This is a genomic window from Lutibacter sp. A80, assembly GCF_022429645.1.
Lineage (GTDB): Bacteria > Bacteroidota > Bacteroidia > Flavobacteriales > Flavobacteriaceae > Lutibacter.
The window spans coordinates 3,818,615-3,834,697 of sequence record NZ_CP092480.1 but is presented as its reverse complement, the minus strand read 5'-3'; the positions used below and the strand labels follow the sequence as shown (position 1 = coordinate 3,834,697).

Annotated in this window: 13 protein-coding genes and 5 tRNA genes; all 18 read right to left on the bottom strand. The window is 31.8% G+C overall.

The features are described 5' to 3' along the window. Positions 1-3: 3 nt before the first annotated feature. Complete coding sequence (gene rpoC, locus MHL31_RS15810; protein ID WP_240226960.1) at positions 4-4,278, bottom strand: DNA-directed RNA polymerase subunit beta'; 4,275 nt, start codon at positions 4,276-4,278, stop codon at positions 4-6. 87 nt (positions 4,279-4,365) lie between these two features. After that, on the bottom strand, positions 4,366-8,181 hold the full coding sequence (gene rpoB, locus MHL31_RS15805) for a DNA-directed RNA polymerase subunit beta (RefSeq protein ID WP_240226959.1): 3,816 nt from the start codon (positions 8,179-8,181) through the stop codon (positions 4,366-4,368). 119 nt (positions 8,182-8,300) lie between these two features. Next, on the bottom strand, positions 8,301-8,675 hold the full coding sequence (gene rplL, locus MHL31_RS15800; protein ID WP_240226958.1) for a 50S ribosomal protein L7/L12: 375 nt from the start codon (positions 8,673-8,675) through the stop codon (positions 8,301-8,303). Between the two features lie 42 nt (positions 8,676-8,717). Beyond that, a complete protein-coding gene (rplJ, locus tag MHL31_RS15795; protein WP_240226957.1) occupies positions 8,718-9,236 on the bottom strand; it encodes a 50S ribosomal protein L10 in 519 nt (172 codons plus the stop codon). A gap of 13 nt (positions 9,237-9,249) precedes the next feature. After that, the gene (gene rplA / locus MHL31_RS15790; RefSeq protein WP_240226956.1) at positions 9,250-9,945 is read right to left on the bottom strand and encodes a 50S ribosomal protein L1; all 696 of its coding nucleotides are present in this window, start codon (positions 9,943-9,945) and stop codon (positions 9,250-9,252) included. A gap of 15 nt (positions 9,946-9,960) precedes the next feature. Further along, positions 9,961-10,404: a 50S ribosomal protein L11 gene (rplK, locus tag MHL31_RS15785; RefSeq protein ID WP_240226955.1), complete on the bottom strand. Its 444-nt coding sequence runs from the start codon at positions 10,402-10,404 to the stop codon at positions 9,961-9,963. 70 nt (positions 10,405-10,474) lie between these two features. Then, on the bottom strand, positions 10,475-11,026 hold the full coding sequence (gene nusG, locus MHL31_RS15780) for a transcription termination/antitermination protein NusG (RefSeq protein WP_240226954.1): 552 nt from the start codon (positions 11,024-11,026) through the stop codon (positions 10,475-10,477). 10 nt (positions 11,027-11,036) lie between these two features. Continuing rightward, entirely contained in the window at positions 11,037-11,225 is a 189-nt protein-coding gene (secE, locus tag MHL31_RS15775; RefSeq protein WP_240226953.1) for a preprotein translocase subunit SecE, read from the bottom strand. A gap of 14 nt (positions 11,226-11,239) precedes the next feature. Beyond that, positions 11,240-11,312, bottom strand: a tRNA-Trp gene (locus MHL31_RS15770). Between the two features lie 52 nt (positions 11,313-11,364). After that, positions 11,365-12,552: an elongation factor Tu gene (gene tuf / locus MHL31_RS15765; RefSeq protein WP_240226952.1), complete on the bottom strand. Its 1,188-nt coding sequence runs from the start codon at positions 12,550-12,552 to the stop codon at positions 11,365-11,367. Positions 12,553-12,608: 56 nt separating this feature from the next. Beyond that, a tRNA-Thr gene (locus MHL31_RS15760) sits at positions 12,609-12,680 on the bottom strand. An 11-nt stretch (positions 12,681-12,691) separates the two neighbouring features. Further along, positions 12,692-12,764, bottom strand: a tRNA-Gly gene (locus MHL31_RS15755). A 52-nt stretch (positions 12,765-12,816) separates the two neighbouring features. Beyond that, a tRNA-Tyr gene (locus tag MHL31_RS15750) sits at positions 12,817-12,897 on the bottom strand. A 90-nt stretch (positions 12,898-12,987) separates the two neighbouring features. Continuing rightward, a tRNA-Thr gene (locus MHL31_RS15745) sits at positions 12,988-13,061 on the bottom strand. Between the two features lie 95 nt (positions 13,062-13,156). Further along, entirely contained in the window at positions 13,157-13,456 is a 300-nt protein-coding gene (gene hpf, locus MHL31_RS15740; protein WP_240226951.1) for a ribosome hibernation-promoting factor, HPF/YfiA family, read from the bottom strand. A 4-nt stretch (positions 13,457-13,460) separates the two neighbouring features. Further along, positions 13,461-14,348, bottom strand: coding sequence for a tyrosine-type recombinase/integrase (locus tag MHL31_RS15735; RefSeq protein WP_240226950.1), 888 nt, complete (start codon positions 14,346-14,348; stop codon positions 13,461-13,463). 74 nt (positions 14,349-14,422) lie between these two features. Next, positions 14,423-14,620, bottom strand: a complete 198-nt coding sequence (gene rpsU, locus MHL31_RS15730; protein ID WP_240226949.1) for a 30S ribosomal protein S21 — start codon at positions 14,618-14,620, stop codon at positions 14,423-14,425. Positions 14,621-14,891: 271 nt separating this feature from the next. After that, positions 14,892-16,058, bottom strand: a complete 1,167-nt coding sequence (locus MHL31_RS15725; protein ID WP_240226948.1) for an acyl-CoA dehydrogenase family protein — start codon at positions 16,056-16,058, stop codon at positions 14,892-14,894. Between the last annotated feature and the right edge of the window lie 25 nt (positions 16,059-16,083).

The following is a 16,083-nucleotide window of genomic DNA, read 5'->3' as shown; positions in this document are numbered from 1 at the left end:
AATTTAAAAACTTGAATCCATTTCTTCTTGAGAACCTACAATAATATTATCATATATTCTCATACCTGTACCTGCAGGAATTCGTTTACCTACAATTACATTCTCTTTTAATCCTTCTAAATCATCTACTTTTCCACTAACAGCAGCTTCATTCAACACCTTAGTAGTTTCCTGGAAGGATGCTGCAGAAATAAACGATTTAGTTTGTAAAGAAGCTCTAGTAATACCTTGTAAAATCTGTTCAGCTGTAGCAGGATTTGCATCTCTAGCTTCAACCAATGCTTTATCTTCTCTACGCAATACAGAGTTTTCATCTCTTAATTGACGTGGTGATACAATTTGACCTTCTTTTAAGTTGGTAGAATCTCCAGCATTTTCAATAACTTTCATACCATAAATTGCGTCATTTTGTTCAATAAAGTCATTTTTATGAATTAATTGATTTTCTAAGAATAATGTATCTCCAGAATCAATAATTCTAACTTTACGCATCATTTGACGAACAACAACTTCAAAGTGTTTATCGTTAATTTTTACTCCTTGTAAACGATATACTTCTTGAATTTCATTTACTAAATATTCTTGAACCGCTGACGGACCTTGAATATTTAAAATATCATTTGGAGTAACTGCTCCTTCAGAAAGCGGCATTCCTGCTTTAATAAAGTCATTTTCTTGTACTAAGATTTGATTAGAAAGTTTAATTAAATACTTTTTAACATCTCCTAATTTAGACTCAACTATAATTTCGCGATTACCACGTTTTATTTTTCCAAAAGAAACAACTCCATCAATTTGAGAAACAACAGCTGGATTAGAAGGGTTACGTGCTTCAAATAATTCTGTTACACGTGGTAAACCTCCTGTAATATCACCTGATCTTCCAGATTTACGAGGAATTTTAACAATAAACATTCCTGATGGAATTTTATCTCCATCTTCAACAATTAAATGTGCTCCTACTGGTAGGTTGTACGATCTAATTACATTATCATTATCATCTTTCAATAATAATGTAGGAATTGTCTTTTTATTTTTAGATTCAATAATTACTTTTTCTTGGAAACCAGTTTGTTCATCAATTTCTACAAGATAGTTAACACCTCTTTCTATATTTTCGAATTGAATTGTTCCTGCAAATTCAGAAACAATAACACCGTTAAAAGGATCCCATTTACAAATAACATCATTTTTCTTAACTTTATCTCCATCTGAAATATATACAGTTGAACCGTAAGGAATATTATTTGAACTTAAAGTTAATCCAGATTTTTCATCAATAATTTTTACTTCTGAAGTTCTTGAAATAACAATATCAATTGGTGTACCATCAGAATCTTTTCCAGCAACTGTTCTTAAATCTTCAACGTGTGCTTTACCAACAAATTTTGAAGTTAACTTGTTATTTTCTGAAATATTTCCTGCAACACCTCCAACGTGGAATGTTCTTAATGTTAACTGAGTACCTGGTTCTCCAATAGATTGTGCAGCTACAACACCAACTGCTTCACCAATTTGCACCATCTTATTTGTAGACAAACTATTACCATAACATTGTGAACAAATACCTTTTTTAGCTTCACAAGTTAATGCTGAACGTACTTCTACGCTATCAACTGCTGAGCTTTCAATAGCTCTCGCAATTTCAACTGTAATTAATTCTCCAGAATGTGCTAAAATTTCTTCAGTAATTGGATCTATAACATCATGTAATGAAACACGACCTACAACTCTTTCTCCTAAAGTTTCAACAATTTCGTCATTCTTTTTAAGTGGTTGAATAACCAATCCTCTTAAAGTTCCACAATCGTGTTCGTTTACAATAACATCTTGAGAAACATCAACTAAACGACGTGTTAAATAACCTGCATCGGCAGTTTTTAATGCCGTATCTGCTAAACCTTTACGAGCACCGTGAGTAGAAATAAAGTATTCAAGAATTGATAAACCTTCTTTAAAGTTAGAAAGAATTGGATTCTCAATAATTTCTCCACCACTAGCTGTAGATTTTTTAGGTTTTGCCATTAATCCACGCATACCAGTTAACTGACGAATTTGCTCTTTAGATCCCCTTGCTCCAGAATCTAACATCATAAATACTGAATTAAATCCTTGTTGATCTTCACGCAAACGTTTCATTGATAGTTCAGTTAAACGGTTGTTTGTAGAACCCCAAATATCAATAACTTGATTATAACGCTCTTTGTTAGTTAACATACCCATATTATAGTTTGCCATAATATTGTCAACTTGAGTGTTTGCAGCATCAATCATATCAACCTTTTCAGGTGGAATAATAATATCTCCTAAACTAAATGATAAACCACCACGGAATGCAAAATTATATCCCATTGATTTCATATCATCTAAGAATTTTCCAGTAGTAGGAACATCGGTAACTTTTAAAATATTACCAATAATATCTCTTAGTGATTTTTTATTCAATACTTCATTTACATAACCTGCAGCTTCAGGAACAACTTCGTTAAATAGTACTCTACCAACAGTTGTTTCTATAATTTGGTCAACTAAGACACCTTCATCATTAAAATCTTTAGTTTTAACTTTAATACTTGCATTTAAGTCAACTGCTTTTTCATTAAAAGCAATAGTAACTTCTTGCGGAGAATAAAAAGTTAAACCTTCTCCTTTAATTTTATTTTCTGGAGTAGATTTTCTTTCTTTTGTCATATAATATAATCCAAGTACCATATCCTGAGAAGGAACCGTTACCGGAGCACCATTTGCTGGATTTAATATATTATGTGATGCTAACATTAACAACTGACATTCTAAAATAGCTTCAGGTCCTAATGGTAAGTGAACCGCCATTTGATCCCCATCAAAATCGGCATTAAATGCTGTACATACTAATGGGTGTAATTGGATTGCTTTTCCTTCAATTAATTTTGGTTGGAAAGCTTGAATACCCAATCTGTGTAGCGTAGGTGCACGGTTTAACATTACAGGATGTCCTTTTAAAACATTCTCTAAAATATCCCATACAACAGGTTCTCTTTTATCTATAATTTTCTTTGCAGATTTTACTGTTTTTACAATACCTCTTTCTATTAATTTTCTAATAACAAAAGGTTTGTATAATTCAGCTGCCATATCTTTTGGCAATCCACATTCGTATAATTTTAATTCTGGTCCAACAACAATTACAGAACGAGCAGAATAATCAACACGTTTACCTAATAAGTTTTGACGGAAACGTCCTTGTTTACCTTTTAACGAATCAGATAATGATTTTAAAGGTCTGTTAGATTCTGTTTTTACTGCTGAAGATTTACGTGTATTATCAAATAATGAATCTACAGATTCTTGTAACATACGTTTTTCATTACGTAAAATTACTTCAGGAGCTTTTATTTCAACTAAACGTTTTAAACGATTGTTTCTAATAATTACCCTTCTGTATAAATCATTTAAATCTGAAGTTGCAAACCTACCACCATCTAATGGTACTAATGGACGTAATTCTGGTGGAGTCACAGGAATTACTTTCATTATCATCCATTCTGGACGGTTTTCTCTATTTTTATTAGCATCTCTAAAAGATTCAACAACATTTAATCTTTTTAATGCTTCTGTTTTACGTTGTTTAGATGTTTCTGTATTTGCTTTGTGACGTAATTCATAAGACAATTCGTCTAAATCTATACGATTAAATAAATCTATTAAACAAGCAGCACCCATTTTAGCAATAAACTTATCTGGATCACTATCGTCTAAATATTGATTTTCAACAGGAAACGTTTCTAAAATATCTAAATATTCTTCTTCTGTTAAGAAGTCCATTTTTTGTAATGGTTCACCTTCTGCATTTTTTGCTCCGGCTGGTTGAATTACTACATAACGTTCGTAGTAAATAATCATATCTAACTTTTTAGATGGTAAACCTAAAAGGTATCCCATTTTGTTAGGTAATGATTTAAAGTACCAAATATGAGCTACAGGAACCACTAAATTAATATGCCCTACTCTATCTCTACGTACTTTTTTTTCTGTAACTTCTACACCACAACGGTCACAAACAATTCCTTTATAACGAATTCTCTTGTATTTACCACAAGCACATTCATAATCTTTTATAGGTCCAAAAATACGTTCGCAAAACAATCCATCTCTTTCAGGTTTGTGCGTACGGTAATTTATAGTTTCTGGTTTTAATACTTCTCCATTTGATTTCTCTAGAATTGCTTCTGGAGATGATAAACCAATTGAAATTTTATTAAACTTTTTTACAGTGTATTTATCAGTTTTTCTTGCCATTTTTTATAGTATTCAGTAATTGGTTGGCAGTATTCAGTATTCAGTCACAGTGTATTAATAACTGAGACTGAATAGTGTTTACTTAAATTATTCTTCTAATCTAACGTCTAATCCAAGACCTCTAAGTTCGTGCATTAATACGTTAAATGATTCTGGCAATCCAGGTTCTGGCATAGCATCACCTTTTACAATGGCCTCGTACGTTTTAGCTCTACCCATAACATCATCAGATTTTACAGTTAAGATCTCACGCAATGTACTAGAAGCACCATAAGCCTCAAGTGCCCAAACCTCCATCTCACCAAAACGTTGACCTCCAAATTGTGCTTTACCACCTAATGGTTGTTGTGTAATTAATGAGTATGGACCTATAGAACGTGCGTGCATTTTATCATCAATCATATGACCTAATTTGATCATATAAATTACACCTACTGTTGCTTTTTGATCAAAACGTTGACCTGTTCCACCATCATACAAATAAGTATGTCCATATTGTGGTACACCAGCAGCATCGGTAATTTTAGTAATTTCATCAATACTAGCACCATCAAAAATTGGTGTAGCATATTTGGTATTTAATTTTTGACCTGCCCAACCTAGAACAGTTTCATAAATTTGACCAATATTCATACGTGAAGGTACACCAAGTGGATTTAATACAATATCTACTGGAGTTCCGTCTTCTAAGAAAGGCATATCTTCTTGACGAACAATACGAGCAACAATACCTTTGTTACCGTGACGTCCTGCCATTTTATCCCCTACTTTTAATTTACGTTTTTTAGCTATATAAATTTTTGCTAATTTTAATATACCAGCTGGTAATTCATCCCCAACAGAAACTGTAAATTTTTCACGTCTTAAAGATCCTTGTAAATCATTCACTTTAATTTTATAATTGTGAATTAATTCTGTTACAAGCATATTTATATGATCATCTGTTGTCCAAACACCTTTAGTTAAGTAATTAAAGTCTGGAACAGCATTTAACATTTTTAAAGTAAATTTCTTACCTTTTTGAAGTATTTCTTCACCTAAATCGTTTAATACACCTTGAGATGTTTTACCACTGATTAACGTAAATAATTTTTCAATAAGAACAGATCTTAAATCTTCTAATTTAGCTGTATACTTACTTTCTAAATTTGCAATACTAACTTTATCTTGAGCTCGTTTAGATTTATCTTTTACAGCTCTTTCAAATAATTTTTTATCAATAACAACCCCTCTCAATGATGGAGAAGCTTTTAATGATGCATCTTTTACATCACCTGCTTTATCTCCAAAGATAGCTCTCAATAATTTTTCTTCAGGAGTAGGGTCAGATTCACCTTTTGGAGTAATTTTACCTATTAAAATATCTCCTGGTTTTACTTCTGCTCCAATTCTAATCATTCCATTTTCATCTAAGTCTTTAGTAGCCTCTTCAGAAACATTTGGAATATCATTAGTTAATTCTTCAGCACCTAATTTTGTATCTCTAACTTCTAAAGAATACTCATCAATATGGATTGAAGTAAAAATATCTTCTTTTACAACTTTTTCAGAAATCACAATTGCATCCTCAAAATTATACCCTTTCCAAGGCATAAATGCAACTTTCATATTTCTACCAAGCGCTAATTCTCCTTTTTGTGTTGCATAACCTTCACAAAGTACTTGTCCTTCTTCAACTCTATCTCCTTTTTGAACAATAGGTTTTAAGTTTATTGAAGTACCTTGATTTGTTTTTCTAAATTTAATTAAGTTGTAAGATTTACTATCACCTTCAAAACTAACCATACGATCTTCATCTGTCTTATCGTATTTAATAGTAATTGTATTTGCATCTACATACTCAACAACTCCAGCACCTTCAGCATTCATTAAAATACGAGAATCTTTTGCTACTCTTAATTCTAAACCAGTACCAACAATTGGTGATTCTGGTTTTAATAAAGGTACCGCCTGACGCATCATATTCGATCCCATCAATGCTCTATTCGCATCATCATGTTCCAAGAATGGAATTAAAGATGCAGAAATAGATGCTATCTGATTTGGAGCAACATCCATAAAGTTTACTTTATCTGGCTCTACAACAGGATAATCAGCTTCTTCACGTACAATAATTTTATCAACAGTAAATTTACCAGTCTCATCTATAGGAAGGTTAGACTGTGCAAATTTCATTCCTTCTTCTTCTTCTGCACTTAAATATCTAGGTTCTTCAGTAATATTAACATTACCATCGATAACTTCTCTATATGGAGTTTCAATAAATCCTAAATTATTAACTTTCGCAAAAACTGCTAAAGAAGAAATTAACCCAATATTTGGTCCCTCTGGTGTTTCAATAGGACATAAACGTCCATAATGTGTATAGTGAACATCACGAACCTCAAAACCAGCTCTTTCTCTAGATAAACCTCCAGGTCCTAATGCAGATAACCTACGTTTGTGAGTAATCTCTGCTAATGGATTTGTTTGATCCATAAATTGAGACAACTGATTTGTTCCAAAGAATGAATTAATTACTGAAGATAATGTTTTCGCATTAATTAAATCTATAGGTGTAAATACCTCATTGTCACGTACATTCATACGTTCACGAATAGTACGGGCCATACGAGATAAACCAACACCAAACTGACTTGCTAATTGTTCACCAACAGTTCTAACACGACGATTAGATAAGTGGTCAATATCATCAACTTCAGCTTTAGAATTAACTAATTTTATTAAGTTTTTAATAATTGTAATAATATCAACTTTAGTTAAAACTTTCTGATTAATATCTTCGTTTAAACCAAGTTTTTTATTCATTCTGTAACGTCCAACTTCTCCTAAGTTATAACGTTGTTCAGAGAAGAATAATTTATCAATAATACCTTTTGCCGTTTCAAAATCTGGCGGTTCAGCATTACGTAACTGTCTATAAATATGTTCAACAGCTTCTTTTTCAGAGTTTGTTGGATCTTTTTGCAAGGTGTTATGAATAATAGCATAATCTGCCATTTCATTATCTTCCTTATGAAGCAAAATAGTTCTCGCACCAGACTCTATAATTTCTTCAGTTTGTTCTTTTTCTAAAATTGTATCTCTATCTAATACAATTTCATTTCTTTCAATAGAAACAACTTCTCCAGTATCTTCATCAACAAAATCTTCAAACCATGTTTTTAAAACACGAGCAGCTAATTTTCTACCTAATACTTTTTTAAGCCCACTTTTTGAAACTTTAATTTCTTCAGCAAGGTCAAAAATTTCAAGAATATCTTTATCTCTTTCGTAACCAATTGCTCTAAACAATGTTGTTACAGGTAATTTTTTCTTTCTATCAATATAAGCATACATTACTTGATTGATATCTGTTGCAAACTCTATCCAAGAACCTTTAAAAGGAATTACTCTTGCAGAATATAATTTTGTTCCGTTTGCATGGAACGACTGACCAAAGAATACTCCAGGAGAACGGTGTAATTGAGAAACAACGACCCTTTCTGCTCCATTAATAACAAAAGTACCACTGTTTGTCATATAAGGAATTGTACCTAAATATACATCTTGAACAATAGTTTCAAAATCTTCATGTTCTGGATCTGTACAGTACAATTTTAAACGTGCTTTTAAGGGCACGCAATAAGTAAGACCTCTTTCGATACATTCTTGAATAGAATATCGAGGAGGATCTACAAAGTAATCTATGAACTCTAACACAAATTGGTTACGAGTATCTGTAATTGGGAAGTTGTCTAGGAAGGTTTTATATAACCCTTCGGTACTTCGTTCGTCAGCTTTAGTTTTTAATTGGAAAAAATCTTGAAACGATTTAACCTGAATATCTAAAAAATCTGGATATTCAGTTACCAATTTAGCTGATGCAAAGTTTATTCTTTCGGTGAAATTTTTTGATGCCAATGGACAAAAACTTTAAGTTAAAAAACTATTAAAATATAAGAACGAATATATACGCAAAATGGTTTAGGTCTTAGGATGACCCCAGACCTAAACCTTAAATTGTTTTAGCTGTTGTTAGCTTATTTAAGCTCAACCTCTGCTCCAGCTTCTTCTAATGATGCTTTTAAAGCTTCCGCTTCGTCTTTAGAAATACCTTCTTTTACTGGTGCTGGTGCGCTATCTACAACACCTTTAGCTTCTTTCAATCCTAAACCAGTTAATTCCTTAACTAATTTAACAACTGCTAATTTAGAACCACCTGCTGCTTTTAAAATTACATCAAATTCAGTTTGAGCTTCTTCTTCTGCTGCTCCACCTGCTGCTGGACCTGCTACTGCAACTGCTGCTGCAGCTGGCTCAATACCATATTCTTCTTTTAAAATATTAGCTAACTCGTTTACTTCTTTTACTGTTAAGTTAACAAGTTGTTCTGCGAAATCTTTTAAATCTGCCATTTCTCTTTGTTTAATTTTTATTATATTAGTTTATTAGTGCGCTTATTCTTTTTCTGATAATGCTTTAATTATACCAGATAATTTATTACCTCCTGATTGTAATGCTGAAACAACATTTTTAGCAGGCGATTGTAAAATTGTAATGATTTCTCCAATAACTTCTTCTTTAGACTTGATATTAACTAAAGTTTCTAATTGGTCATCACCAACATAAATAGCTTCAGCTACATAAGCTCCTTTTAATAAAGGCTTATCGGATTTTTTACGAAATTCTTTTATTAATTTTGCTGGTGCATTACCAGTATCAGATAATAAAATTGAAGTATTTCCTTTTAAAACTGTAGGTAAATCTCCAAAATCTTTATCAGATTTTTCCATTGCTTTTTCTAACAATGTATTTTTAACAACTGCAAGTTTAATATTAGCTTTAAAACATGCTCTACGTAAATTAGATGTGTCTAAGGCATTTAAACCTGATATATCAGCTAAATAGATAACACTTTGTCCAGTTAACTTTGTTGTTATAGCTTCTATCACTTGTGATTTTTCTTCTCTAGTCATAATCTTCTATGTTTTAACTATTAACTGATTTAGTATCAATACTTATACCTGGACTCATAGTACTAGACATGTAAATGCTTTTAACATAAGTTCCTTTAGCTGCAGTTGGTTTTAATTTTATTAAAGTCTGAATTAATTCACCAGCGTTTTCAGCAATTTTATCTGCAGAAAATGATGCTTTAGCTATTGCTGCATGAACAATACCTGTTTTTTCAACTTTAAAGTCAATTTTACCAGCTTTAACTTCAGTAACAGCTTTTGCTACATCCATTGTTACAGTACCAGTTTTAGGGTTAGGCATTAAACCTCTAGGTCCTAAAATACGTCCTAATGGTCCTAATTTACCCATAACACTAGGCATAGTAATAATAACATCAACGTCAGTCCAACCTTCTTTAATTTTTTGAAGGTATTCATCTAATCCAACATAGTCTGCACCTGCTTCTTTTGCATCTGCTTCTTTATCTGGAGTTACTAATGCTAAAACTTTAACATCTTTACCGGTTCCGTGAGGTAATGTTACTACCCCTCTAACCATTTGATTTGCTTTACGAGGATCAACTCCTAATCTAACAGCTAAATCAATAGATGCATCAAAATTTACATTAGTAATTTCTTTTACTAAAGCAGAAGCATCATTTAAACTGTAAGTTTGATTTCTATCAACTTTAGCTTCAGCTTCTTTTTGCTTTTTAGTTAATTTTGCCATTTTTTAATAACTGTTTTATTGTTTTACAGGAGCTTCTCCTTTTACTCTAATTCCCATTGAACGTGCTGTACCTGCCATCATAAGCATTGCAGATTCAACAGTAAATGCATTTAAATCTACCATTTTATCTTCAGCAATTGTTTTCAATTGATCCCAAGTAACTGTAGCTACTTTAATTCTATTTGGTTCTGCTGACCCTTTTTTTACTTTAGCTGCTTCTAAAATTTGAACAGCTGCTGGTGGAGTTTTTATAACAAAATCAAAAGATTTATCCTTATATACAGTAATTGCAACAGGTAAAACTTTTCCTGGTTTGTCTTGAGTTCTAGCATTAAATTGCTTACAGAACTCCATAATATTAACTCCGGCAGCACCTAAAGCAGGTCCAACAGGTGGTGATGGATTTGCTGCACCTCCACGAACTTGTAATTTTACTACTTTACTAACTTCTTTTGCCATTTTTAAATCTTAAATTAGATATTACATAAAATTGGAAGCTAAATGTAATATCATAAATTATATGTAACTATTATGAAATTTTATCTACTTGCATATAACTTAACTCTAATGGTGTTTTTCTTCCAAAAATCTTAACCATTACTTCTAGTTTACGCTTTTCTTCATTTATCTTTTCTATTGTACCATCAAACCCATTAAATGGACCATCAATTACTTTTACTGTTTCACCAACTACATAAGGTATAGCAACATTATCATTTTGAACAGATAATTCATCAACTTTACCAAGCATTCGGTTAATTTCAGATTTACGCATAGGTACAGGATCACCTCCTTTAACTTCGCCTAAAAAACCAATCACACCTGTTATCGATTTAATAACGTGTGGTAATTCACCACTTAAGTTAGCTTCAATCATTACATAACCTGGAAAATAAACGCGTTCTTTATTTATTTTTTTCCCATTACGTACTTGAATCACTTTTTCTGTAGGTACTAAAACTCTATCAACATAATCAGTCATTCCTAAACGAGCTATCTCATTTTCAATATAAGATTTCACTTTATTTTCTTGCCCACCTATAGCTCTAACAACGTACCATTTTTTCACAGAATCAGCCATAACTTAATTATTAAAATAATTTAAAATACTCAGTTAAACCAGTTTGGAAGAATTTATCTACTAAAAATACTGCCAAAGCAAATATTATTGTAAATACAGCAACAACTAATGTCGATTTTTGAGCTTCTTCCCAAGAAATCCAAGACACTTTATTGCGTAACTCTTCAAATGAGTCTTTTATATAATTAACTAAATTCATTTCTTATTTTTTTGCACGGGCGGAGAGGCTCGAACTCCCGACACCTGGTTTTGGAGACCAGTGCTCTACCAACTGAGCTACGCCCGTAAAGAAAGGTGCTTCTAAAGAAGCACCTTATATTTGTTTTTTTAGATCTAGATTAGTCTAACATTTCTGTTACCTGACCAGCTCCTACTGTTCTACCACCTTCACGGATTGCAAAACGTAAACCTACATTTAATGCAATTGGTTGGTGTAATTCAACAGTAATAGTTAAGTTATCTCCTGGCATTACCATTTCTACTCCATCAGGTAAGTTAATAGTACCTGTTACGTCTGTTGTACGTACGTAAAATTGTGGACGGTAGTTGTTATGGAATGGTGTGTGACGACCACCTTCTTCTTTTTTCAAGATATAAACCTCTGCTTTAAATTTAGCGTGTGGAGTTACAGATTTTGGTTTACAAATTACCATACCTCTACGGATATCTTCTTTATTAATACCTCTTAATAAGATACCAACGTTATCTCCAGCTTCACCTCTATCTAATATTTTACGAAACATTTCAACTCCAGTAATAGTAGAAGTTAATTTTTCAGCTCCCATACCAATAATATCAACAGCATCTCCTGTGTTAGCAACACCAGTTTCAATACGTCCTGTTGCTACAGTACCACGACCAGTAATTGAGAATACATCTTCAATAGGCATTAAGAAATCTTTATCAACATCACGCTTAGGTAACTCAATCCAAGTATCCACAGCATCCATTAATTCCATAATTTTCTCCATCCATTTTGGCTCAAGGTTTAATCCTCCTAAAGCAGAACCTTGAATTACAGGAGTATTATCACCATCGTAGTCATAGAAAGATAATAAATCTCTAATTTCCATTTCTACTAATTCTAATAATTCCTCATCATCAACCATATCCACTTTATTCATGAATACAACTAATCTTGGAATACCTACTTGACGACCTAATAAGATATGCTCTCTTGTTTGAGGCATTGGCCCATCTGTTGCAGCTACTACGATAATTGCACCATCCATTTGAGCAGCACCTGTTACCATGTTTTTTACGTAATCCGCGTGACCTGGACAGTCAACGTGAGCATAGTGACGTGTAGCAGTTTGATACTCTACGTGTGCAGTATTAATTGTAATACCTCTTTCTTTTTCTTCAGGAGCGTTATCGATTTGATCGAAATCTTTTACTTCAGAAAGCCCTTTCTCTGCTAATACAACAGTAATAGCAGCTGTTAAGGTTGTTTTACCGTGATCAACGTGTCCAATAGTACCAATGTTTAAGTGCGCTTTTGAACGATCGAAAGTTTCTTTAGCCATAATTATTAATTTTTAAATCTTAGTTATATATAGTGTTAAATTCAATTCTTTTATTGAGCCAATGACGGGAATTGAACCCGTGACCTCTTCCTTACCAAGGAAACGCTCTACCCCTGAGCTACACCGGCCAAAAAAATAGAGCGAGAGACCGGGCTCGAACCGGCGACAGTCAGCTTGGAAGGCTGAAGCTCTACCAACTGAGCTACTCTCGCAATAATTTTTTTCAATTCATCATTGGGTATTATATTTTATTCCAATTAAATGTGGTGAGAGAAGGATTCGAACCTTCGAAGCTTGCGCAGCAGATTTACAGTCTGCCCTCGTTGGCCACTTGAGTATCTCACCGGTATTTTCAAAGATCTTTATCAAAAAAATTGATAAGTTTTAAATTATTTCAATTATAAAATAATCTCAAACACTTCACTCTATTTTTTGAGCCGATGGAGGGACTCGAACCCACGACCTGCTGATTACAAATCAGCTGCTCTAGCCAGCTGAGCTACATCGGCTTTTTACTCCATAAAAGAAGTCCGCTATTTCTAACGGACTGCAAATGTATTAAATTTTAGTTTTAAACAAAACTTTTTAAAGTTTTTTTTATAAATTATTTTGATCTTATTTTTTCTTTCTTTTGTGTAAGCTTTCGTTTTAATGAATCTACAGCCAACATAACACCTTCCTCAAATGTTTTACATTGCTTTTTAACTATAAGATCATTCCCCGGAATATTTAATTTTACATCTACATTTTTATTTTCTTTTTCACTTGTTTGATGTACTTTTAAGTATACCTCTGAATCTACAATTTTATCGTAGTATTTTTCTAAACCACTAATTTTCTTCTCTACAAAAACAATAAGTTCTTTATCCGCATTAAAATTAACTGACTGTACGTTTACTCTCATAAATTTATTTTTTTTGGCTCCTTGGGTGAGCTTGGTTATACACTTTTTTTAATTTACCCAAACTACTGTGGGTATAAACTTGTGTTGACGCTAAACTTGAATGCCCAAGTAATTCTTTAACAGCGTTTAAATCTGCACCTTCATTTAATAAGTGTGTTGCAAAAGAGTGCCTAATTACATGTGGACTCTTTTTCACTTTTGAAGATACAGTACTAAAATAATTATTTATAATTCTATATACAAGTGTATCGTATATTATTTTACCTTTTTTTGTTATAAATAAATAAGATAATTGACTTTTAATCTTATTTCTATAATTAAGATAATTTTTTAACGAAACTTGCACTGTCTTTATTAACGGAATATACCGTTCTTTATTTCTTTTTCCTAATACTTTAATCGTTTCATTATTAAAATCAATTGCTTCAATTTTTAAATGAATTAATTCACTTCTTCTAATACCTGTTGAATAAAATAATTCAACAATTAATTTATTTCTAACAGATTCAAAATCTTCAGTTTCATTTTTTAAATTTAACACCTGTTTTATTTCTTTTTCAGAAAAAGGAACCTGTACTTGTTTTGAAGTTTTTAAAGCTTTGTGTTTTGCTAATGGGTTTACGTTAATTTGCTTCGTTTTTTGAAGAAATTTAAAGTACGATTTTAGAGAAGACACCTTTCTATTAATACTGCGATTACTAATACCTGAATTTACCAAACTAACTATCCAACTTCTAATTTGTGAATAATTTATTTCTAGCACATCAATCTCTCCATAATTAGTACTGTAAAATTCAAAAAAATCATTTAAATCTTTTTTATACGCAATTATGGTATAATCACTATACTTTTTCTCTATTTGTAAATAATTTAAAAAGGATTTTGTAGGCATAAAAAAACCGTTAGAAAACAAACATACAAATTGTAAATTGTTTTTACTAACGGTTTTATTTTTTTGGCTAAAAATTAACCTTGCTCTTCGTTTGTTCTTAATTTTTGAACATATTGAGCTTTTATGTTTTGCGCACGTTTTACAACTGATGGCTTATTGAATTGTTTACGATTACGTAAATTTTTCATTGTTTTAGTACGATCAAATTTTCTTTTATAACGTTTTAACGCTCTATCAATATTTTCTCCGTCTTTAACTGGTATGATTAACATATTTTAGCACCTCCTTTCAAGTCGTTCTCTTTTAAATTTAAGATTGCAAATATATAATTTTAATTTGAAAAATTGGAGTTTAATAATTAAAAAATTAAAATCTCTATTTTTAATCTTAAACTATTAACTTTTTTAAGGTAAGTAACTCTATTTCAACACCTCTCTATGCAATGTAATTTTATAAAAAAATATATTTCTGACTTGTATTCTTTCTTGTTAATTATCATTTTTGCGAATTAAAAGACTATTTTCGCAAAAATAATATCAAAAACTAAGTTGCTGGCTTATACTCTTTCTTATCAATTATCATTTTTGCGATAATTTCTCTCAAAATTTCTGAGGTACCACCACCAATTGGCCCTAGCCTACTATCTCTTAAAAGTCGTGCCATTGGATAATCTTCCATATAACCATAACCTCCTAATAACTGTAAACATTCATAAATAACTTCATCTGCTATTTTTGTTGACATTAGCTTAGACATACTTGCTTCTTTCACCACATAATCTCCTTTATTCATTCTAGAAGCAACAGAATAATTAAATTCTTTACACATTTCAACCTCACTTGCCATATCAGCCACTTTATGCCTTAGTGCTTGAAATTGATCTATCGTCTTTCCAAATGCTTTTCTTTCAGACATATATTGTATTGCGTAGTTTAAGGCAAATTCTGCTCTAGCATGGGCATTAATTCCCATTATAAGTCTTTCAGAGGCAAAATGTTGCATTATATAAGAAAACCCCTTATTCTCTTCACCTAATAAATTTTCTTCAGGGACAACTACATTATCAAATGCAATTTCAGCTGTATCCGAAGCTTTCCAACCTAATTTTTCTAGACTTGTTGCTGAAATTCCTTTGGTTTCCCTATCAACAACAAAAATACTCATTCCTTTATTTCCTAAGTCTAGACTTGTTTTTGCAGCAACAACTAAATAATCGGAAAAAACACCATTTGTTATAAATGTTTTAGAACCATTAATTATATAATTAGTCCCATTTTTGGTTGCAGTAGTCCGCATACCAGCAACATCTGAACCTCCAAATGGTTCGGAAACACAAAGACAACCTACTTTCTCTCCATCTATACTAGATGCTAAATATTTCTCTTTTATTTCTTTACTTCCTTCGGCATTTAAATGAGTCATTGCTAAATATGTATGTGCCCAAATAGCAGCTGCAAACCCTCCTGAATTTACTTTTTGTAGTTCTTCTAAGAAGATAACCGTATAAAAAAGATCTAGATTTAAACCTCCATACTCTTCAGGGGCATTCAATCCAAAATATCCCATTTCTCCAAATTTTTTCCAAATTTGCCTATCTATAAAACCTTGTTTTTCCCATTTATTAACATACGGAACTACTTCTTTTAGTAGAAAATCTCGAAAACTTTGTCGAAACGACTCGTGTTCTTCAGTAAAGTACATGTTGTTCATTTGAAGATAACCTATTTTGATTATA

What these genes read in the sequence shown, in the direction of transcription:
- MHL31_RS15735 (WP_240226950.1), bottom strand. Translation starts at nt 14,348, where the DNA reads ATGCCTACAAAATCCTTTTTAAATTATTTACAAATAGAGAAAAAGTAT.
- secE (WP_240226953.1), bottom strand. Translation starts at nt 11,225, where the DNA reads ATGAATTTAGTTAATTATATAAAAGACTCATTTGAAGAGTTACGCAAT.
- tuf (WP_240226952.1), bottom strand. Translation starts at nt 12,552, where the DNA reads ATGGCTAAAGAAACTTTCGATCGTTCAAAAGCGCACTTAAACATTGGT.
- rpsU (WP_240226949.1), bottom strand. Translation starts at nt 14,620, where the DNA reads ATGTTAATCATACCAGTTAAAGACGGAGAAAATATTGATAGAGCGTTA.
- rplK (WP_240226955.1), bottom strand. Translation starts at nt 10,404, where the DNA reads ATGGCAAAAGAAGTTAGTAAAGTAGTAAAATTACAAGTTCGTGGAGGT.
- hpf (WP_240226951.1), bottom strand. Translation starts at nt 13,456, where the DNA reads ATGAGAGTAAACGTACAGTCAGTTAATTTTAATGCGGATAAAGAACTT.
- rplA (WP_240226956.1), bottom strand. Translation starts at nt 9,945, where the DNA reads ATGGCAAAATTAACTAAAAAGCAAAAAGAAGCTGAAGCTAAAGTTGAT.
- MHL31_RS15725 (WP_240226948.1), bottom strand. Translation starts at nt 16,058, where the DNA reads ATGAACAACATGTACTTTACTGAAGAACACGAGTCGTTTCGACAAAGT.
- rplJ (WP_240226957.1), bottom strand. Translation starts at nt 9,236, where the DNA reads ATGACTAGAGAAGAAAAATCACAAGTGATAGAAGCTATAACAACAAAG.
- rpoC (WP_240226960.1), bottom strand. Translation starts at nt 4,278, where the DNA reads ATGGCAAGAAAAACTGATAAATACACTGTAAAAAAGTTTAATAAAATT.
- rplL (WP_240226958.1), bottom strand. Translation starts at nt 8,675, where the DNA reads ATGGCAGATTTAAAAGATTTCGCAGAACAACTTGTTAACTTAACAGTA.
- nusG (WP_240226954.1), bottom strand. Translation starts at nt 11,026, where the DNA reads ATGGCTGATTCTGTGAAAAAATGGTACGTTGTTAGAGCTATAGGTGGG.